Source organism: Telluria aromaticivorans, assembly GCF_013003915.1.
GTDB lineage: Bacteria > Pseudomonadota > Gammaproteobacteria > Burkholderiales > Burkholderiaceae_D > Telluria > Telluria aromaticivorans.
Map to the genome: position 1 here is coordinate 126,170 of NZ_JABAIV010000003.1, position 20,454 is coordinate 146,623.

The following is a 20,454-nucleotide window of genomic DNA, read 5'->3' on the forward strand; positions in this document are numbered from 1 at the left end:
ACCTGAGCGGCGCCCCCGGTGGCGCCGCACCCGGCCAGCGATGATGATCCCGACTGAACCTATCGGCAGCATTCCCCGTCCACCCGAGCTGGTCGCCGCAGTGCGCGCCGGCATGGCGGCGCGCGAGCTCGCGCCGCTGGTCGACGCGGCGGTGCGCGCCACCGTGGCCGCTTTCGAGGCGACCGGCGCGCCGGTCATCACGGACGGCGAACAGGGCAAGTTCGAGAACTTCTGGAGCTATCCGGTGCATGGCGCCGCCAATACCGCGCCCGATGGCTTCCGCATTCCGGTGGGGAACGGCGGACGCCACCGCATGCCGCGCCTGACCCACGGCCCGTTCCGCTACCAGCGCTACGCCGACGAGTTCGTGCGCGCCGCGCGCGCCTACGCCACGCTACCGCTCAAGCAGGCCATCATCTCTCCGTCCGCACTGTCGCTGCTCTACCCCGCCGACGGTATCAACGGCTATTCACGCGAGCAGTTCCTGGAAGACCTCGTGCGCGAACACGAAACCGAAATCCGGCGCTGCCTCGAAGCCGGCGCGCACAAGGTACAGGTCGATTTCGCCGAGGGCCCGCTGGCCATGCGGCTCGACCCGAGCGGCGCCCTGCTGGCCAGCTTCGTCCACCTGAACAACATGGCCCTCGATCGCTTTTCGAGCGACCAGCGGGCGCTGATCGGCCTGCATGCGTCGCCTGCCGGCGTGCACGGCGCCGGCGACGCCCAGGTCGACTATGCCGAGCTGCTGCCGACCCTGTTCGAGATCCGTGCCGGCAGCTTCTATATCGCCGTGGCCGGCCAGCCCGACCCGGAACGCGTGCTGCGGATCGCGCGCGACTATGCGCGCCCGGATCAGCGCGTGTTCGTCGGCGTGACCGATCCAGCCAACCCGACCGTCGAGACCGCCGGACAGGTGTGCGACCGGGTGCTGCTGGCCGCCACCTACCTGCCGCCGCAGCGGCTCGGCACCACCGACGATGCCGGCTTTGCCCCCTTCTACGATGACGAGGGCATCAGCCGAAACGCCGCCTTCGCCAAGATGCAGGCGCGGGTCGACGGCACGCGCCTGGCCGCCAGCCTGCTGGAAGGAGCGGCATGAGCGACGACCACGAACTCGAACGGATGCGCTCGGCCGCGCTGCGCAACGCGCAAAGCGTGCTGGCGGCGCGCCAGCGCGCCGAAGAAGAACTCATCAGCGCGCAGGACGCCCTGCGCCGCGCCAGCGAGCGCATGGAGAACATGCTCGAGAGCCTGAGCGACGGCTTCTGCGCGGTGGACCGCGACTGGCGCATCACCTATATCAACGGGCGTGCCCTCGACATGATCGCGCCGCTCGACAAGAGCCGCGCCGGCCTGGTGGGCCGCAACCTGTGGGACGAATTCGAAGACCTGCACGGCACCTCGGTGGCCCATGACTGCCTGCGCGCGATGGAGCAGCGCGAGACCGTGGTGCGCGACTTCTATTACGCCCGCCTGCAGTGCTGGGTCGAGATGCGGCTGCACCCGTCGCCGGACGGGCTCACGCTCTACTTCCAGGACATCACCCAGCGTAAACTCGACCAGCAGGCGCTAGTGGAGAACAACACCCGCCTGCAGGTGGCGCTGGCGGCAGGCCGCCTGGGCGACTGGCGCTGGGATGCCGCACCGGACCGGGTGCAGCTCGGCGTGCGCGCCGCCGGCATCCTGGGCCTGCCGGCCGGTGCGCCGTTGCGCTGGCCACAGCTGCGCGCGCGCCTGCATCCGGAACACAGGCGCCAGGTGCGGCGCGCCGTGCTGGCCGCGTTCAAGGCGCGCGCCGACCTGAACATCGAATGCCGGATCAAGGGCGACGAACAGGGCGGGGCATCGCCGCCGCGTTGGGTAGCCCTGGTCGGGCGCCCCGATTACGTCGAACTCAAGGGCCAGCAAACCCTGGTCGGCATGACCGGCGTGGTGCAGGACATCACCGCCCGCAAGGGCGCCGAAGACACCCTGCGCCAAAGTGAAGAGCTGCTGCGCGCGCTGGCCAACTCGATCCCGCAACTGGCCTGGATGGCCGGCACCGATGGCGCCATCGTCTGGTTCAACGACCGCTGGTACGACTACACCGGCCGCACGCCGGAACAGAGCGTCGGCTGGAACTGGCAGGACGCGGTCGAGCCAGGCGCCATGCCCGGTGTGATGGCGCGCTGGCAGGACACCATCCGCAGCGGCGAGCCGTTCGAGATGGAATTCCCGCTGCGCGGGGCAGACGGCCGCTACCGCTGGCACCTGACCCGCATCCGCGCCGTGCGCGATGCCGAAGGCCGCGTGCTGCGCTGGTTCGGCACGAATACCGACGTCGACGGGGTCAAGCGCACCGAACAAGCACTGCGCGACGAGTCGCACGTGCTCGAACTGCTCAACAGCACCGGCAGCATCCTGGCCTCGACGCGCGACCTGCGCTCGCTGCTGCGAGCCGCCACCGAGGCCGCTACCGGTGTCAGCGGCGCCCATTTCGGCGCCTTCTTCCATGTCGGGCAGGAAGGCGACGGCAACCAGCAAGATGCGGCTGACGGCACCCTGTTCTCGCTGTACACGCTGGCGGGCGCCACCTCGGCCGAGTTCCGCAGCATCGGCGCGGCGCGCGCCGGCGCGCTGTTTGGCCCCGTATTGCGCGCGCAGGGACTGGTGCGGGTCGACGACATCGCGCGCGACGAACGCTATGCCGGCAGCGCGCCGCAATTCGGGCTGCCGGAAGGCCATCCGCCGGTGCGCAGCTACATGGCGGTGCCGGTGGTGGCGCGCTCGGGCGAGCTGCTCGGCACCATGCTGTTCGGCGACCCGGAGCCTGGCGTGTTCACCGAGCGCAGCGAACGCATCGTCACCGGCATCGCGCTGCAGGCGGCGATCGCGGTCGACAACACCCGCCTGTATGAAGCCACCAGCCGCGCCGCCGAGGAACGCAAGGTGCTGCTCGAGAACGAGCGCGAGGCGCGCGCCGAGGCCGAGCGCAGCAGCCAGATGAAGGACGAATTCCTGGCCACGCTGTCGCACGAACTGCGCACGCCGCTGTCGGCCATCCTCGGCTGGTCGCAGGTGCTGCGCCGCGGCAGCCGCGACGGCGCCGACCTGCAGCGCGGGCTGCAGACCATCGAGCGCAATGCGCGCGCCCAGGCCCAGCTGATCGAAGACTTGCTCGACATGAGCCGCATCACCTCCGGCAAGGTGCTGCTCGAGATGCAGGCGATCGGGCCCGCCTCGTTCATCGACGCCGCCATCGAAACGGTGCGCCCGGCCGCCGAGGCCAAGCAGATCACGCTAGAAAAACGCTATGGCGGGCCAGGAACCGCCGGCCTGCTGGTTGCCGGCGACACCGGCCGCCTGCAGCAGGTAGTCTGGAACCTGCTGTCGAACGCCATCAAGTTCACGCCGCGCGACGGCATCGTCGCGATCGAGGTGGCGCAGCACGAGCAGTCGGTGGCGATCACGGTGCGCGACAACGGCGCCGGGATCCGCCCGGAATTCATTACCCACGTGTTCGAACGCTTCCGCCAGGAAGACGCCTCCATGACGCGCCGCCACGGCGGACTGGGTTTGGGGCTGTCGATCGTCAAGCATCTGGTCGAGCAGCACGGCGGCACGGTGCGCGCCGAGAGCCCCGGCGAAGGCCTGGGCGCCAGTTTTACCATCGAGCTGCCGCTGGCCAAGGCGCCGGGCGGCGCGGCGCGGCGCGGCGCCGACACGCCTTCCCTGCCAACCCCTGAAGCCGGCGAGATCGCGGTGCATGACCTGGCCGGGGTCACGGTGCTGGTGGTCGACGACGATCGCGACTCGCGCGAACTCATCGCCCGCATCCTGACCGACTGCCATGCGCGGGTGCGGGTGGCCGCGAGCGCGCGCGAAGCTTTCGAGGCGCTGCAGGAAAACCGGCCGGATATCCTGATCAGCGACGTCGGCATGCCCGAGGTCGACGGTTTCGAGTTCATCGGCTGGGTGCGCGGCTTGCCGCGCGAGGCAGGTGGACAGGTTCCAGCCATCGCCCTGACCGCCTTCGCGCGTTCGGAAGACCGTCTGAAGGCGCTGGAAGCCGGATTCTCGGCACATATTTCCAAGCCGGTAGAGCCGAGCGAACTGATTGCGACGGTCGCTTCGGTGACCTTGCCGGCGGCGCCGATGGTGGCCGCCAGCCCGCGCGGACACGTTCGTTGATGCTCCTACCGCCTCACGCGGCGCTGTCCTACAAGAAATTTTGTAGGCTTTGCTAGACTATGCAGAGATGGGATAAGCCCATTCCAGAAAGAAATGGAACAGGCCCTCCAGACCGAGTAGAAGAGACCAAGCATGCCGAGCAGACAAGACATTTTGAACGCAAAAATCCTGGTGGTAGATGACTCGCCGGACAATATCGAATTGATGGAAGAGATATTGCGCGAAGAGGGCTACACCTGCGTCAGTTCGACCATGTTCCCGGACCAGGTGTGCCCGCTGCATCGCGAGCATAACTACGACATCATCCTGCTCGACCTCCAGATGCCTGGCATGAACGGTTTCCAGGTCATGAAGGGCCTGAAGGAAATCGAACAGGGCGGCTACCTGCCGGTGCTGGCCCTGACCGCCCAGCCGAGCTTCAAGATCGCCGCGCTCGAAGCCGGTGCGCGCGACTTCATCAGCAAGCCCTTCGACCTGCTCGAAGTGCACAAGCGCATCCACAACATGCTCGAGGTACGCCTGCTCTATAAAGAGCTGGCCCAGTACAGCCGCGCGCAGCAGGAACTGGCGCTGCACGACGCCCTCACCGGCCTGCCGAACCGCCGCCTGCTGGAAGACCGCATCGAAACCGCCCTCCAGCACGCGAACCGCAGCCACGCGAAGGCCGCGATCATGTACCTGGACCTGGACGGCTTCAAGGCGATCAACGACACCTATGGCCACGCCTACGGCGACGAGATCCTGAAGATGGTCTCGCAGCGCCTGCTGGCCGGTTCGCGCAAGGAAGACACGGTCGCTCGCCTCGGCGGCGACGAATTCATGGTGGTGCTGGGCGATATCCATTGCCTGGCCGACGCGCAAGGCCCGGCCGCCAAGCTGGTCGAAGCCCTGTCGGAGCCCTTCTTCATCAAGGACCTGAGCTTGCGCCTGTCGACCTCGATCGGCATCAGCATTTATCCGGACGATGCGGAATCGGTCGACTCCCTGATCAGCATCGCCGACTACGCCCTGTACGAAGCCAAGCGCGCCGGCAAGAACCGCTTCTGCTCGCCGGCCGCGAATCGCCAGTCGGCGACCAAGATGCCGCTGCCGAGCGCAGCGTCCGTGGCCGAACTGGCGCCGCACCGCTAGCGCCACGCGCATCCGCTCACGACCGGGCCCCATTGGGGCCCAATTGCATTGCACATTACACATACGTGCGAGACGGCATGGAACTGCTTCCCGAATACAAACGGGCCACCAGCAGCTTGCGCCGCCGGTGGCCCGTCACGAAACGATCAGGCTGGTGAACCGGTCAGCGGTTTCCGCCCTCATCCTTCTGCAGGTAGCCGCTACGCACCTCGGCGTTGCGCAGCGCCTCTTCGTTATGCGCTTCCATTGCCTGCGCACCCTGGTGGTCGCGCGCGGCATCGACCCTGTCCGGCGCCACTTCGATGCGCGTGATGCCGGAGTCGACCGAGATCGGGTCGCTGGCCGGGAAGGTCATCTCGACTGCGTCATCGAGCAGGCATTCTTCGGCCTGTTCCTTGCTGGAAGCGCCTTCGCAGGTCGCCAGCGCGCGGATGGCCACTGCATAGTTCACGACCGGCATCTTCGCCAGGTCGCCAACGGTGTGCACGCCGGCAGCGGCAAATGCTGCGGCCTGCTGTTCGGTAATGCCGCTCAGGCAGCTCAATGGTGCGTTGACCAGCTCGCTAAACGACTTGCCGTGGAATTGTTGGTTTACGATGTTATCAATATTCATGATTGTCCTTTCAAGTTGGGGCCCCGGTCCTCCATCGATACGGCTGAACTGGACGGTTCCACTATCGCACACAGGAGCTGTGGCGTATGTGCGGCACCGTACGGGTAATAGCGCACACAATTGAGTTTTTTGCTCTGGTGCACTTTATTCGCCGTGCTATGATTCCGTGTTAATACGTAGGCTTTCTTTGATGTAACAATTGGCTCTGGTATTCTTCATCTCCGAAGGCAAACCCCCAAGCCGAACTTGGGCGACATTAGCGCATACACCGTGGCACATACTGACAAACCGAAGATCCTGGTCGTGAACGACGACGCGGCAAGCCTGCTTGCGCTGACAAGCCTGCTCGACCAATGGGCGGATGAAAGCAACTACACGGTTCATTCGGCCCGGTCCGGCCAGGAAGCGCTGCGCCAGGTGCTGCTGCATGATTTCGCCGTGATCCTGCTTGACGTGAACATGCCGGGCATGGACGGTTTCGAGACCGCCGAAGCGATCCACCAGCGCGCGCGCTCGGCGGACATCCCGATCATTTTCGTTACCGCCTTCCTGGCCGACGAGATCGACCGCCTCAAGGCTTACCAGCGCGGCGCCGCCGACTTCATGTTCACGCCGGTGATCCCGCAGGTGCTGCATGCCAAGGTGTCGGTATTCGTGGCCCTGGCCATGAAGAACGAACAGCTCAAGCGCCAGGCCGAGAAGCTGTCGCAGCGCACCACCGAGCTGACCGCGACCAACCGCCGCCTCGTGCGCGAGATGGAAGAACGCCGCGACGCCGAGCGCAAGAGCCACGCCAAGGACGAATTCCTCGCCATGCTCGGCCACGAGCTGCGCAATCCGCTGTCGGCGATCAGCAGCGCCTCGTCGCTGATCGGCCTGGCCGGCGCCAACAGCGAAACCGTGGTCCGCGCCAAGCAGATCATCCAGCGCCAGAGCCAGCATTTGTCGCGCATCGTCGACGACCTGCTCGACCTGTCGCGTGCGATGTCGGGCAAGATCCTGCTGGCGCGCAAACCGATCGACCTGGCCACCCTGGTTGCCGGCTGCCTGGAAACCTTCCGCGCCACCGGCCGCACCGCCGGCTACCGCTTCAGCGTCGACCTCGCTCCCGGCTGGGTCGACGGCGACCCGACCCGCCTCGAACAGATCACCTCGAACCTGCTGGACAACGCGATCAAGTACACGCCGGCCGGCGGCAATATCGACATCCACCTCGAGCAGACCGCCGACGAAGTGGTGCTGACCGTGCGCGACAGCGGCGTGGGCATCCCGGCCGAACTGCTGCCGCATGTATTCGACGTCTTCGTGCAGGGCGCGATCTCGATCGACCGCTCGCAGGGCGGCCTGGGCATCGGCCTGTCGCTGGTGCGCCGCCTGGTAGAACTGCATGGCGGCAGCGTCAGCGCGCAGAGCGAAGGCAGCGGCAACGGCTCTACCTTCATGATCCGCATGCCGCGCACCGAACCCGCCGTGGCGCCGCAGGCGCCCCAGCATTCGCCGGGCGACAACACGGGCAAGCCATCGGTGCTGCTGATCGAAGACAATGAAGACGGGCGCGAAATGATGGCGACCATGCTGGCGGCCCACGGCTTCCCGGTGGCCCAGGCGGCCGACGGCCTGCAGGGCGTGGCGGCTGCGGTCAGCGGATTGCCGGCTGCGGCCCTGGTGGACATCGGCCTGCCCGGCATCGACGGTTATGAAGTGGCGCGCCGCCTGCGGCGCGACCCGGCCACGGCCGGCATCCGGCTGATCGCACTGACCGGCTATGGGCTGGCGGAAGACCAGCGCCGGGTGCTGGAAGCCGGCTTCGACCAGCACCTGGTTAAGCCGGTCAGCATGGACCAGCTGCTGGAAGCGCTGGCGTCGGCAAGCATGCCGGCGGCCGACGCGGCCTGAGCCGCTTTGCCCGGACCTTGGCGTCCGGGCAGGTAAAAACTACTCCGCTCACTTGCTCCTGCTACTTACTGCAGTCAGTTACTGCAGTTCAGCGGCACGCGCCGCCATTTCCTGTCCCAGTCCCGCGAGGTCGAGCTTCAGCTCGCGCATTTTAGGGAACATTTCTTCCTCTTCTTCCTCGACGTGGTGCTCGACCAGTTCGCCCAGTACCTTCACCTTGGCGTCGTACAGGTCGTCGCCCGGGTCCATTTCCTGGATCTGGGCGATCAGGTCCTTGGCCGACGCGTGCTCGACAACGGCTTCGTCGACCATGTCTTCGGTTTCTTCGGTTGCTTCACGCACGGCCGGATACAGGATTTCTTCCTCGATCGTGGTGTGCATGATCAGCGCATCGCAGATCTTGTCGGCGAGTTTTTTCTTGCTGACCTTGGCGCGGTCGGTCATGTTCTCGAATTCATCGAACATGGCTTTCACTTCGCGGTGCTGCGCGGTGAGCAGCGTGATGGCATCCTGCGGTTTGGCTGCGGTCGTCATTTGTGTTAACCCCCGGTTATGTTAATAAAGTGGCATCTCCCACACCCCCAGCATCGCGCGAAACCGCCGGGCGCACTGTACGGCACCGCACGCTGTTCCCTGTTGCAGCCGGCAATCGGGTCTTCCGCCTTGCGCGCCGCCATCCCTCCAACTGTTGTATGATTTGGGAAACATTTAACCGAGCTTACGATGACCGAACCGGCACATCCGCAGTCTGAACCGGCCCCTGGCGCATCCAATGCGCCGGCCACTGACCGCACCGCTGAACTCACCGAGATGCTGGCCTACGTGTCCGGCTGCTGGGACGAGGAGCGCCGCCTGCTGGCGCGCCAGTTGCACGACAGCCTCGGCTCGTCGATGACGGCGCTGACCATGCACCTGGCGTTGCTGAGCCAGCACATCCCTGCCGAGAACAAATCGATGCGCGACCGCAGCGCGCAGATGAAGACCCTGCTCGCAAACATCATCGAGACCAACCGCAAGATGCAGCTCGAGCTGTGGAACGACAAGCTCGAATTCCTCGGCCTGAAAGCCGCGCTGGCCGAACTGGTGCCCGAATTCGGCGCCGAACACGGCCTCACTGCGCGCGCCAGCCTGCCCGACGAAGACGGATCCTACAGCCGCAACCAGGGCGTGGTGCTGTTGCGCTGTGCCGAGGAAGGCCTGCGCAACGTGGCCGCGCATGCGCGCGCCACCGAAGTCGACGTGGTGCTGGACGACGATGGCGAGCAGCTGATGCTGACCGTGCGCGACAACGGCGCCGGCCTGCCTGAGGGCGCCAGGGTCATGGAGGCCAACAGCAGCCACGGCCTGCGCCTGCTGCGCGAGCGCGCCCGTTTCCTGGGCGGCACGCTGGAACTGTCTGCAGCAGACGGCGGCGGCGCCCTGCTGCGCATGACGCTGCCGAAGGCCGCGCCGGCCGCCTGAACTGCCGGCCTGGCTGTAATGCCGTTCAGTCAGGCGGTGCCGAAGCGGTTGCTGGGTGAGCGTAAGTCCGGGAAATGCCCCGACGCCGGACATTCAGGAGCCGTCGCTGACCCGGCCAATGCCCGTCACTTGAGAGCCGCCTGCGACTCGTGGGGTGGGCAGATTCTGCCCACCCATTCACACCGTCTCGGCTGTGTCGTACATCGACTCTATTCACGCACTGATTGAACGCGCGGGCAAGGAACTTGCCCACCCTACGATTAAGTGGCAACGCTTAGTCGACCGGCATTTAGCAACTGGCGCGAATTGCCCTGCCACGCTAGGCCCGCAGACTTGAGAGCCGCCGGCGACTCGTAGGGTGGGCAGATTCTGCCCACGCGTTCAAACCGTCTCCGCTCCGTCGGGCAACGACAATATTCACGGACTGATTGAACGCGTGGGCAAGGTAATTTCGGGCAATGCCCTGAATGACGAATTGCCCACCCTACGATTGAATAGCAACGCTCACGTGACCGGCATTTAGCAACTGGCGCCGCTCAGTGCAGCTTTACCAGCGGCGTCGCCCGCCGCACCAGGAAACGCGCCAGTGCCAGCACGCCGGTGCGCAAGGTGCCGAGCACCGCGCGGTGGTGCATCAGGTGCAGGCTGGTGTACATCAGGCGCGCCATCCAGCCCTGCACGAACCAGCTGGCCCCGCGTAGCGAGCCCATCAGGCTGCCCACGCTGGTGCTGCGGCCGACCGACACCAGGGACCCATAGTCGCGGTATTCATACGGCTTGCTTTGCGGCGCCTCGCCTTTGGACTGGCGCAGGAAGGTCGCGACCAGGTAATCCGCCTGCTGGTGCGCGGCCTGGGCGCGTGGCGGCACCACGTTGCCATTGCCGTCAGTGCAGGCGGCGCAGTCGCCCAGCGCATACAGGTCCGGCATGCCCTTGACCCGCAGCTGCGCATCCACGTCGACCTGCCCGCCCTTGGCGAGCGGCAGGCCGAAGGTCTCGAGCAGCTCCGGCGCGCGGATGCCTGCAGCCCAGACGCACAGCTTGGACGGATAGACCTTACCGTCCTTGTCGATCACCCGGTCCTTTTCGATCGCGGTCACGCGGCAGTTGGCAACCACCCGGATGCCGCGCTTCTCCAGCAACTTCGTCGCGGCATCGGATACCTTTTCCGGCAAGGGCGCCAGCACGCGCGCCGCGCCCTCCAGGATGGTGATGCGCACGTCGCGCCGGACGTCGAGCTGGTCGAAGCCGTAGGTGACATAGGCGCCGGAGGCTTCGCGCAGCTCGGCCGCCAGTTCGACGCCTGTCGCGCCGCCGCCGATGATGACCACATCCAGCCCCCCGCCCTGCCCGTGTCCATTCCCGTCCTGCTCCTCCTGGTCCTGTTCGGCCGCCAGCATCAGGCGCAGCATGCGCAGGCGGAAGCGCTCGGCATCTTCGGTGGCGTTCAGGGAGATGGTGTTTTCGCGCGCGCCCGGCACGCCGAAGTAATTCGAGGTGCTGCCGATCGCCAGCACCAGTGAGCCGTAAGCGAGGCGCCGTTCCGGCAGGACCTCGTCATTGTCGGAGGCTGCGACGATCGCCCCGACTGTCATGGTTTTAGTGGCGGCGTCGAGCGCCGTCATCGGGCCGAACACGAAATTGAAGCCATTGTCGTGCGCCAGCATCTGGTACGACAGGCCCTCCTGGTGGATGTCGAGGGTGCCGGCCGCAACTTCGTGCAGCGACGGCTTCCAGATATGGTAGAGCCGGCTGTCCACCAGCGTCACCTTCGACGGCCCGAGCTTCCGGCCAAGTTTGCAGGCCAGCTCCAGGCCGCCTGCCCCACCACCCACGATCACGATATCGCTACGCAAAGCAAGCTCCTTCATGGCGCCCGTCCGGCAATGCCAGCACATGGGCGATGTGGCAATCTTACTACGTTTGCATCCCCTTAGCGCTGAGGCTGCAGCGCGTGCATCGCTGGGCCGGGGCGGCATCCGGTACCGTGCTCCCTGCGCCCTCCGCCCGTGTAGCATGGACCAGGGGCTGGCCTTGCCATCGACCCGGCCCTTCCGCCTGACGACATGGAGAGGAGACCACGTGAACCAGCGCTATCGACCGATCACGCACCTGGGCCTGGGCGGCACCGGCTTGGGTGACATGTACCACGCCACGAGCGACGAGGCGGCGCATGCCACCGTGGATGCCGCATGGGATGCGGGCATCCGCTATTTCGACACCGCGCCGCATTACGGCACCGGGCTGTCCGAACACCGCTTCGGCCAGGCGCTGCGCCGGCGCGAGCGCGGCAGCTACACGCTGTCGACCAAGGTCGGGCGCCTGCTGGTGCCCGATGTGGCGGGCGACATTGCCGCGCCCTTCGTATCCTCGATGCCGTTCCGGCGCGTGATCGACTTCACGGCCGATGGCGCCCGCCGTGCGGTCGAGGACAGCCTGCAGCGGCTCGCACTGGGGAGCATCGACATCGTCTACGTGCACGATTTGTCGCCGGACGCCTTCGGCGACGCGTTCGAACAGTATTTCAGGATTGCGGCCGGCCCGGGCGGTGCCTTCGAGGGCCTGGTGCGGATGCGCGAGGAAGGGATGATCAAGGGCTGGGGCCTGGGCGTGAACACGGTCGAGCCCTGCCTGCGCGCGCTGCAGCAGTCCGATCCCGACATCTTCCTGCTGGCCGGGCGCTACACGCTGATGGAGACCACGCCGCTCGAGGCCTTGTTCCCGCGGTGCACCGAACGCGGCGCCGGGGTGGTGCTGGGCGGCCCGTACAACTCGGGCTTCCTGGCGGGGGGCGACCATTACGATTACCAGCCTGCCAGCCAGGAGAAATATGCGCGGCGCGAGCACCTGCGCCGGGTCGCGGCGCGCCATGGCGTCGACTTGCCCGCCGCCGCGCTGCAGTTCGGCGCCGCCCACCCGGTGGTGGTGGCGACCATCCCGGGCGCGAGCAGCGCCCACCACCTGCGCCGCAATGCAGGGCTGATGGAGGCGCCGATCCCGGCCGCGTTCTGGGAAGAGCTGGTGTACGAGGGCCTGCTGCCGCGCGAAGCGCCGCTGCCGGGCTAGCCGGCCGGCGGCTCCTTAGTCGTGACCGCGGCCGTGGCCCTTGCCATGGCCTTTGTCGTGGTGCTTGTCCTTGTGCTTGCCATGCCCGCGGTCGTCGTAACGGTCGTTGCGGTCATCGCGGCGGTCGTCGCCGCGACCATGGCGGTCGTTGCGGTCATACCCGCCGTGGCTCTCGCGGAAACGCGGCGCATACACGTCCGAATACCAGCGGTCCTGCACGAACATCACCGGCTGGCCGCAGGCGCCGTATTTGCGGCAGTGCTTCCGCCAGTTCTTGCGGTGGCCCGGCGGCACGCGCAGGTAGACCGGCTGGACGTTCGAACGGTAGTGGCGCTCGATGATGACCGGCTGCGCCAGGTAGACCGGCGGCGGACCGTAGTCGCCGATGTCGAGGCGGCCGTAGAAGCCCGGCTGGCCGATGTTGATGCTGACATTGGTCTGGGCCAGCGCCGGGAAGGTAGCCGCCGCCAGGGCTGCGCAAAGGATCAGGGATTTCATGGGTGCCTCTCAAGAGTTGATGTAAACACGTTACCACCGGCAACGTTAGTTGGATGTACGGTAGCGAACATTCCTCTCTTGGGGGCACCCTTTCACACTCGCTTACATATTGCGGAACAGCGCCATGAAGGGCTGGCTCACCGCCAGGGTCTCGGGCCGGTTCTTCAGCCGCACCGTGCCGCGCCCCGTTTCATCGCGCGTCACGCCCGCGACTGCGCGCAGGTTGACGATGGTCGAGCGGTGCACCTGCTTGAACATCGACGGGTCGAGCACTTCCAGCAAATCGCGGATCGGTTTACGCAGCAGCGCTTCGCCGTCGGCGGTCATCACCACCGTGTACTTGCTGTCGGCCTGGAAGTAGGACACGTCGTCGACCAGGATCAGGCGCGTCTCCTGCCCCCGGCTTGCAGTGAGCCAGACCAGCGGTGGCGCCTTGGGTTGCGGCGGCGCGACCGTGGCCAGCTGCTGCAGGAGCGCCTGCAGCTGGCTCACATCCTGCCCGCCGCGCGCCAGCCTTTCCTTCACCCGCCCCACCGTCCCGGCCAGCCGCTCGCGCGCCACCGGCTTGAGCAGGTAGTCGACCGCGCCGCGCTCGAAGGCATCGACCGCGTACTGGTCGTAGGCGGTGACGAACACGACTTCGGTTTTGATATTGGAAGCCAGCATGGCGGAGGCGACTTCCAGCCCGCTCAGGCCCGGCATGCGGATATCCAGGAAGGCCACTTCCGGCTGGTAAGCCGCAATCGCTTCGAGCGCGCTGCCGCCGTCTTCACAGGCGGCGACGATCTCCAGCTCCGGCCACACCTGCCCGAGCAGCTGCACCAGCGATTCGCGCAGCAGGGCTTCGTCTTCGGCGATCACACATTTAGGCATGATGGACTCCTTCTGGAACCGTGCTGTTGACGGCATTCGGCACCGTGATGGTGGCCGCGACGCCGCTCGGGAAGTTGGCCACGATCGAGAACGAGGCCGCGCTGCCATAGGCCAGGCGCAGACGTTCGCGCACATTGCGCAGGCCGACCCCGGTGCCGCCGCCCTCGGCGGTGAAGCCGCGCCCGTCGTCGGCCACCGTCACCGCGACAGCGTTGTCGACCTGGCGCGCCAGGATCCATACGGTGCCGCCGCCCGGTTTCGGTTCCAGCCCATGCTTGATTGCGTTCTCGACCAGGGTCTGCAGCATCATGGTCGGGAACAGCACGCCGCGCAGCGCATCCGGGATATCGACCTGCAGCTGCAGGCGCGGGCCCATGCGGATTTTCAGGATGTCGAGGTAGGCGCGCGCCCGTTCGAGTTCTTCGCCGATGGTCGAGGGGGCATCTTCGGTGCGCGGCAGCGAGTGGCGCAGGTACTGGATCAGGTTGCCCAGCATTTCGTCGGCGCGCGCCGGGTCGGTGCGCGTCAGCACCTGGGCGCTGGCCAGGGTGTTGTACAGGAAGTGCGGCTCGACCTGGGCGTGCAGCAGGTTCAGCTTGGCGACCGTCAACTCCTTCTCGGTGGCGGTCTGGCGCACCCTGGCTTTTTCCCCGCGGCGGCGCTCGGCCACGCGGCGGGTGATGGCGCGCACGATGGCCTCGGCGTTTTCCAGGTTGGTGCCGTGGTCGACCAGGAACCAGTCGGTCCAGGCCGCGCCTTCCGGTTCGCAGATCAGGGTCACGCTGCCGGCTTCGTCGCCGTTGGGCGTGACGGTGGCCAGGATCTGGTTGCGGCGCGAACCGAAATGGTCGAGCGCCCAGTTGGAGACCCGGCCCTCGCCACGCTCGCTGTTCCCGTAGGGGTCGATCCGGGCCACCTTGGCGCGCACCTGCAGGCTGTCGCGGGCACTTTCGGAGATGACCGCACCCGGCAGTTCGCGGATCGCGGCGTCGATCAGGTCGAAGGCTTCGCCGGCCTCGAACGGGATCTCGATCTGGCGCCGCTGGCGGTTCGACAGCGTGCTGGAATTGACTGCGCCCGACACCAGGCGCACCCGGCGGATGTGCGAGAACACGCCCGACAGCACCCACAGCCCCAGCACGAAGCCGAGCAGCACGAAATAGCCGCCGAGGTCGCGCTCGCCGAACTCGGTATGCTCGAAAATCGACTCGACCAGGAAAATGCAGAAAGCAATGTAGACGACGAGCCAGGCGGCGAGCAGCCGGCCGAAGTGGAAGGTACTTGAAATCATGATGTTCTCTCAGTAGTCAGGGCAGCGCCAGATTAGTCCCGGTCTCCATTGCCGGGTGACATTATGCGACGGAGCCGGGATAAGGGCGACGAAACCGGGGAGCCCGGCCCTAAATAATCCGTTGCGCATCCGTCTCATCCGGCCTGCGGCGCTCGCGTAGTCACGTGCCATGCGGCTACAATGCCTGCGCTGATCGACACTGAAAGGTTTTCCGCATGACCCTGAAACATACCGTCCTTGCTTGTGCCGCCTTGCTGGCCGGCGCTTCCGCCCACGCCCAGGTCGGCGTCGCCCTCACGGCCGACATCGGCACCACCGGTGCCGGCTTCCACATCGTGGTCCCGATGGAGACCTACCTGAACGGCCGCTTCGGCGCCAACTATTTCAAGCACGACTTCGACAAGCGCTCGGGCCTGGTCGACTACCAGTTCGACGGCAAGCTGCAGACCTTCGACGTGCTGTTCGACTGGTACCTGCGTCCGCAAGGCAATTTCCGCCTGACGGGCGGCATCCTGTACAACGGCACCCGTTTCAATGCGCGTGGTAAGCCAGGCGTGGGCGGCAGCTTCACTTTCAACGGCAATACCTATGCGTCAACCGACATCGGCACGCTCGAAGGCGACGTCACCTTTCGCCGCGCCGCGCCTTATCTCGGCATCGGCTGGGGCAATGCCCTGAGCCCGAACAAGCGCTGGAACTTCAGCGCCGACCTCGGCGCCTTCTACCAGGGCAAGGCGGTCGTGAACCTGATCCCGCGCGGCTGCGTCACCTCCAACGCCCTGTGCGGGCAGCTGGCGCGCGACGTGGCGGTCGAGGAACTTCGCCTGACCGAGGATGCGTCGGACTTCAAGGTGTATCCGGTGCTGCGCGCCAGCGTGTCGTACAGCTTCTGATGCGCAGTTTCTAAAAAAACTACAGGCATATGCATTTTCGGCGCGGACCGGCGTATGATGGACACTCCCTTGGGAGATCCTCCATGCCACCGCGCCTTCTGTTCGCTACCGCCTTCGCCCTCGCCTGCCTGGTCCTTGCAGGCTGCAAAGACCAGCGCGAACCCGCCAAGCCCATCGTCGACCTCTCGCACACCGTCGTCGACCGCTGAGGCGGTATCTGCCACCAGCCTCTGCATGCCCGCGTGGGCAGGCGCCGCGGCTCGTGCCTCGATGTGAGACACTAGCGGCTGTTCATTTATTTCCGCAACCACCCCATGCCGTTTGCTTCCCTCGGGCTGATCGATCACATCAATCAGACCCTCGCTTCGCTCGACTACACCACCCCGACCACCGTACAGGAGCAGGCGATTCCCGCCGTGCTTGCCGGCAAGGACGTCATGGCCGCGGCCCAGACCGGCACCGGCAAGACCGCCAGCTTTGCGCTGCCGCTGCTGCAGCGCCTGGCCAGGAAGAGCACGCCGGTCAGCAGCAACGCCGCGCGCGTGCTGGTGCTGGTGCCGACCCGCGAGCTGGCCGAGCAGGTGCACGAGAGTTTCAAGACCTATGGCGCCGGCCTGCAACTGCGCACGATGGTCGCCTATGGCGGCGTCAGCATCAATCCGCAAATGATGAGCCTGCGCAAGGGCGTGGACGTGCTGGTGGCCACGCCTGGCCGTTTGCTCGATCTGCACCGCCAGAACGCGGTGACCTTCAATCTGGTAGAAACCCTGGTGCTCGACGAGGCCGACCGCATGCTCGACCTCGGTTTCTCCCGCGAGCTCGACCAGGTGTTCGCGGCCCTGCCGAAAAAACGCCAGACCCTGCTGTTCTCGGCCACCTTCTCCGACCAGATCCGCGCCATGGCCAACCGCCTGCTGCGCGAGCCGGTGCGCATCGAGGCGGCGCCGCGCAACTCGACCGTCACCGCGATCAAGCAGTGGCTGGTGACGGTCGACAAGAAGCGCAAGTCCGAACTGTTCCTGCACCTGCTGAAGAAACACGACTGGCCGCAGGTGCTGGCTTTTTGCAAGACGCGCAAGGGCGTCGACGAACTGGTCGCGCTGCTCGATGCCAAACGTATTTCGGCCGACTCGATCCATGGCGACAAGCCGCAACCTGCGCGACTGCGCGCGCTGGAGCGCTTCAAGGCTGGTGAAGTGCGGGTGCTGGTGGCCACCGACGTCGCGGCGCGCGGGCTGGATATCGAGGATTTGCCGGTGGTGGTGAACGTCGACCTGCCGATCGTGGCCGAGGATTACGTGCACCGCACCGGCCGCACCGGGCGTGCCGGCGCGTCGGGCGAGGCGGTGTCGCTGGTGTGCGCCGACGAGGTCGAGCAGCTGGCGGCGATCGAGGCGCTGACGCGGCAGACACTGGAGCGGATCGAAGAGAACGGGTTCGTGCCGGATCACCGGGTGCCGGTGACCCAGGCGGGTGGGCAGATCGTGAAAAAGCCCAAGAAGCCCAAGAAGCCGAAGGGGAATGCGCCGGTGGTGACGGAGGATGTGCGGTTCAGGCGGTGAAATATTATTTCAACTAAGCTTGCTGGGTGAAATTTTCTTTCACCAAACATGGCCGATTTGACGATACCCGTAGGGTGGGCAAGTTCCTTGCCCACGCGCTCAAATCACGTATCCCGGCCCGCTCCGTGGCACGCACCCGTGCGTTGGTTCAAATCACGTATCCCGGCCCGCTCCGTGGCACGCACCCGTGCGTTGAACGCGCGGGCGGGAGAACCCGCCCACCCTACAAAATCAAGCGCATCTCGCGCATGCCCTCAAGCCCGGTCGACGTCACCGTAAACCCCAGCTTCTTCACCATTCCCGTAATGCGCGAATTCTGCGGCAGGGCCTCGCCCACGATCTCCCTGGTCCCGCGCGAACGGCAATAGGCAATCAGCTTCTCCATCATCATCTTCCCCAGCCCCATGCCTTTCAGATCCGAGCGCACCGTCACCGCGAACTCCGCCGTGATGTTGTCCGGATCCGCCACCACCCTGCCCACCGCCAGCGTCTCGGGCACGCCATCGGCATTCTTGCGCGTCGCGATAAACGCCATCTCGCGGTCGTAATCGATCTGCGTAAACCGCGCCAGCTGCGAGGGCTGAAGCTCGCGGATGCGCACGAACATCCGGTAGCGCACGTCGTCCGGCGTCAGTGCATCGAAAAAGGCCAGGTGCGCCGGCCCGTCCTCGGGACGGATCGGCCGCAGCAGCAGCGGACCGCCGTTCCAGTCGACCGTCTCTTCCAGCTCGCGCGGATAGGGCCGGATCGCCAGCCGGTCCAGGGTGCTGCCCGAGCGGTCGGCCAGCGCCAGCCGCATGCGGGCGTCGAGCACGACCGCGCCCTTGGCGTCGGCCAGCAGCGGGTTCAGGTCCAGCTCCACGATTTCGGGAATGTCCGACACCATGCGCGAGACCTGCACCAGCGCCGCCAGCACCGCGTCCATGTTCACCGCCGGCCGGCTGCGGTAGCCCGCCAGCAGGCGCGCCACGCGGGTGCGGTCGACCAGGTCGCGCGCCAGCACCAGGTTCAGCGGCGGCAGGCCGACCGAATGGTCGTCGGCCACCTCCACCGTCACCCCGCCCTGCCCGAACACGATCACCGGCCCGAATACCGGGTCAGTGGCCGCACCTGCGATCAGCTCGTGCGCATTGCTGCGCCTGACCATGGCCTGCACCGCGAAGCCCTCGAAGCGGGCCTCCGGGAACAGCTCCCCGAGCCGGCGCCGCATGCGCGCCGCCGCCGCACGCACGGCTTCCTCCGTGTCGAGGTCGAGCGCCACGCCGCCGAAATCGGACTTGTGCATCACGTCCGGCGTCAGGATCTTGACCGCCACCGGATAGCCGATATTCTGCGCCGCATGCACCGCCGCTTCGACATCCCGCGCGGCGCGGGTCTCGACCACCGCCATGCCGTAGGTGCGCAGGATGGCCTTGGTCTCGGGATCGGACAGCAGGTAGCGGCCATTGCCGATGGCTTCACGCACCAGCGCGCGCGCGGCGGCGCGGTCGGGCGCCACCGTGCCGGCCATCGAGGGCGGCACCTCCATCAGCAGGTTCTGGTTGCGCCGGTAGTGCACCAGCTGCATGAAGCCGGCCACCGCGTCTTCCGGCGTGCGGTAGGCCGGCAGCCGCGCGCTTGATGCGATGGCACGGGCATCAAGGACCGAAGCCCCGCCCAGCCAGCAGGACAGGATTGTCTTCGAGGCCGTGCGCACCAGCGGCGCAATGGCGTTGGCGACGTCGCGGCTGGCCACCGTGGCGGTGGGAGACTGGATCACCAGCACCGCATCGACCTGCGGGTCCTGCAACAGGATGTCCATGGCTTCGCGGTAAACCTCGGGTAGCGCCCCGCCCTGCAGGTTGACCACGTTCCCGCGCCGCCAGCCGGGGGCCAGCAAGGTATCGAGCCGTGCGCTTGACGCTTCCGAGAACTGCGCTTCCACGCCGCCGCCGTAGGCCAATGCGTCGCGCGCCAGCACGCCGGGCCCGGCGCCATTGCTGACGATGGCGAGGCGCTCGCCATGCAGCGGGCGCGCATAGGCCAGGGTTTCGGCGGCCGAGAACAGCTGGTCGGTGGTGTACACCCGCAGCATGCCTGCGCGCCGGATCGCGGCGTCGAACACGTCGTCGGGATGGGCCAGCGCCCCGCTTTCGCTGGCGGCTGCGGGCAAGGAGTCGTCTTCGCGGCCGGCCTTGAGCACCAGCACCGGCTTGCTGCGCGCGGCTGCGCGCGCCGCCGACATGAACTTGCGCGCATAGCGCAGGTCCTGCACGTAGAGCAAGATGGCGGAGGTAGACCCGTCGCTGGCGAGGTAATCGAGCACGTCGCCCAGATCGACATCAAACGCGTCGCCCAGCGCGATGAAATGCGAAAAACCGATGCCGCGCGTGCGCGCCCAGTCCAGCACCCCGGCCATCAGCGCGCCCGACTGCGACACGAAGGCGATGCGTCCCGGCAGCGCGCCGCTGTGCGCCACGCTCGCGTTCAGTCCCAGGCCGGGCGCCAGCAGCCCGGCGCTGTTCGGTCCCAGCAGGCGCAGCAAATAAGGATGGGCGGCGTCGAGCATCGCCTGGCGCAGGCTGCGTCCCTTGGCGTCGCGCGCTCCCTGCAGGTTCGAGGTCAGCACCACGGCCGCCCTGGTGCCGCGCTCGCCGAGCTGGCGCACGATGGCGGGGATGGTCGCCGCCGGCGTGCAGATCACCGCCAGCGCAGGCGCCCGCGGCAGCTCGGCCACACTGGCGTAGCAGTGCCGCCCGTCGAGCTCCTGGTATTTGGGATTGACCGGCCATATCTCGCCTTTGAAGCCGCCCGCCAGCAGGTTATGCAGCAGGGTCGCGCCCAGGCTGCCGGGGCGCGCGGACGCGCCAACCAGCGCCACCGAACCGGGTGCGAACAGGTGCCCGAGGTTGCGCACGCTCATGCCGGGCTCCCGGCTGGGCGCTTGGCCGCAAGTCTGGCAGGCGATCGGGCGGCGGGCATGGTCGCGATGTTTCCTCGTGAGCAGGCCCGGACAGGCCT

At 66.7% G+C, this 20,454-nt stretch carries 16 protein-coding genes; 9 read left to right on the forward strand and 7 right to left on the reverse strand.

The features are described 5' to 3' along the window. Positions 1-40: 40 nt before the first annotated feature. The 3 genes from HGB41_RS09785 (at position 41) to HGB41_RS09795 (ending at position 5,301) form a co-directional block, all read left to right on the forward strand. On the forward strand, positions 41-1,099 hold the full coding sequence (locus HGB41_RS09785; protein WP_171083725.1) for a uroporphyrinogen decarboxylase/cobalamine-independent methonine synthase family protein: 1,059 nt from the start codon (positions 41-43) through the stop codon (positions 1,097-1,099). Beyond that, on the forward strand, positions 1,096-4,170 hold the full coding sequence (locus HGB41_RS09790; RefSeq protein WP_171083728.1) for a hybrid sensor histidine kinase/response regulator: 3,075 nt from the start codon (positions 1,096-1,098) through the stop codon (positions 4,168-4,170). Before HGB41_RS09785 ends, HGB41_RS09790 begins: the two co-directional genes overlap by 4 nt. A gap of 132 nt (positions 4,171-4,302) precedes the next feature. Next, positions 4,303-5,301 carry a GGDEF domain-containing response regulator gene (locus HGB41_RS09795; protein WP_171083735.1) on the forward strand — a complete coding sequence of 333 codons (999 nt, stop codon included), beginning with the start codon at positions 4,303-4,305 and terminating at the stop codon, positions 5,299-5,301. A 163-nt stretch (positions 5,302-5,464) separates the two neighbouring features. Here HGB41_RS09795 and HGB41_RS09800 read toward each other — a convergent pair whose 3' ends face one another. Continuing rightward, positions 5,465-5,914, reverse strand: coding sequence for a hypothetical protein (locus HGB41_RS09800; RefSeq protein ID WP_229422960.1), 450 nt, complete (start codon positions 5,912-5,914; stop codon positions 5,465-5,467). A gap of 270 nt (positions 5,915-6,184) precedes the next feature. Between HGB41_RS09800 and HGB41_RS09805 the strand changes: the two genes are divergently transcribed. Next, entirely contained in the window at positions 6,185-7,810 is a 1,626-nt protein-coding gene (locus HGB41_RS09805) for a response regulator (RefSeq protein WP_171083737.1), read from the forward strand. Positions 7,811-7,888: 78 nt separating this feature from the next. On the opposite strand, the gene HGB41_RS09810 is transcribed toward HGB41_RS09805, so the two are convergent. After that, the gene (locus tag HGB41_RS09810; RefSeq protein ID WP_171083739.1) at positions 7,889-8,344 is read right to left on the reverse strand and encodes a hemerythrin domain-containing protein; all 456 of its coding nucleotides are present in this window, start codon (positions 8,342-8,344) and stop codon (positions 7,889-7,891) included. Positions 8,345-8,533: 189 nt separating this feature from the next. Here HGB41_RS09810 and HGB41_RS09815 point away from each other — a divergent pair, with 189 nt between their 5' ends. Then, positions 8,534-9,271, forward strand: a complete 738-nt coding sequence (locus tag HGB41_RS09815) for a sensor histidine kinase (RefSeq protein WP_171083741.1) — start codon at positions 8,534-8,536, stop codon at positions 9,269-9,271. A gap of 536 nt (positions 9,272-9,807) precedes the next feature. Here the strand turns inward: HGB41_RS09815 and HGB41_RS09820 are convergent. Then, entirely contained in the window at positions 9,808-11,142 is a 1,335-nt protein-coding gene (locus HGB41_RS09820) for an NAD(P)/FAD-dependent oxidoreductase (protein WP_171083743.1), read from the reverse strand. 211 nt (positions 11,143-11,353) lie between these two features. Here HGB41_RS09820 and HGB41_RS09825 point away from each other — a divergent pair, with 211 nt between their 5' ends. Then, positions 11,354-12,337, forward strand: coding sequence for an aldo/keto reductase (locus HGB41_RS09825; RefSeq protein WP_371868498.1), 984 nt, complete (start codon positions 11,354-11,356; stop codon positions 12,335-12,337). A 15-nt stretch (positions 12,338-12,352) separates the two neighbouring features. On the opposite strand, the gene HGB41_RS09830 is transcribed toward HGB41_RS09825, so the two are convergent. From HGB41_RS09830 to HGB41_RS09840, 3 genes are all read right to left on the reverse strand, one after another. Next, positions 12,353-12,835, reverse strand: a complete 483-nt coding sequence (locus tag HGB41_RS09830) for a hypothetical protein (RefSeq protein WP_171083746.1) — start codon at positions 12,833-12,835, stop codon at positions 12,353-12,355. Between the two features lie 102 nt (positions 12,836-12,937). Further along, the gene (locus tag HGB41_RS09835) at positions 12,938-13,708 is read right to left on the reverse strand and encodes a LytR/AlgR family response regulator transcription factor (RefSeq protein WP_171083747.1); all 771 of its coding nucleotides are present in this window, start codon (positions 13,706-13,708) and stop codon (positions 12,938-12,940) included. Continuing rightward, positions 13,701-14,999, reverse strand: coding sequence for a sensor histidine kinase (locus HGB41_RS09840; protein WP_171083748.1), 1,299 nt, complete (start codon positions 14,997-14,999; stop codon positions 13,701-13,703). The genes HGB41_RS09835 and HGB41_RS09840 overlap by 8 nt, the downstream gene beginning before the upstream one ends. A gap of 215 nt (positions 15,000-15,214) precedes the next feature. Here HGB41_RS09840 and HGB41_RS09845 point away from each other — a divergent pair, with 215 nt between their 5' ends. The 3 genes from HGB41_RS09845 (at position 15,215) to HGB41_RS09850 (ending at position 17,454) form a co-directional block, all read left to right on the forward strand. Further along, positions 15,215-15,892, forward strand: a complete 678-nt coding sequence (locus HGB41_RS09845; protein ID WP_171083750.1) for a hypothetical protein — start codon at positions 15,215-15,217, stop codon at positions 15,890-15,892. 83 nt (positions 15,893-15,975) lie between these two features. Further along, on the forward strand, positions 15,976-16,101 hold the full coding sequence (locus HGB41_RS23740) for a hypothetical protein (RefSeq protein WP_267874186.1): 126 nt from the start codon (positions 15,976-15,978) through the stop codon (positions 16,099-16,101). 105 nt (positions 16,102-16,206) lie between these two features. Further along, a complete protein-coding gene (locus HGB41_RS09850) occupies positions 16,207-17,454 on the forward strand; it encodes a DEAD/DEAH box helicase (RefSeq protein WP_171083752.1) in 1,248 nt (415 codons plus the stop codon). Between the two features lie 223 nt (positions 17,455-17,677). On the opposite strand, the gene HGB41_RS09855 is transcribed toward HGB41_RS09850, so the two are convergent. Then, on the reverse strand, positions 17,678-20,356 hold the full coding sequence (locus tag HGB41_RS09855; RefSeq protein ID WP_171083754.1) for a bifunctional acetate--CoA ligase family protein/GNAT family N-acetyltransferase: 2,679 nt from the start codon (positions 20,354-20,356) through the stop codon (positions 17,678-17,680). Between the last annotated feature and the right edge of the window lie 98 nt (positions 20,357-20,454).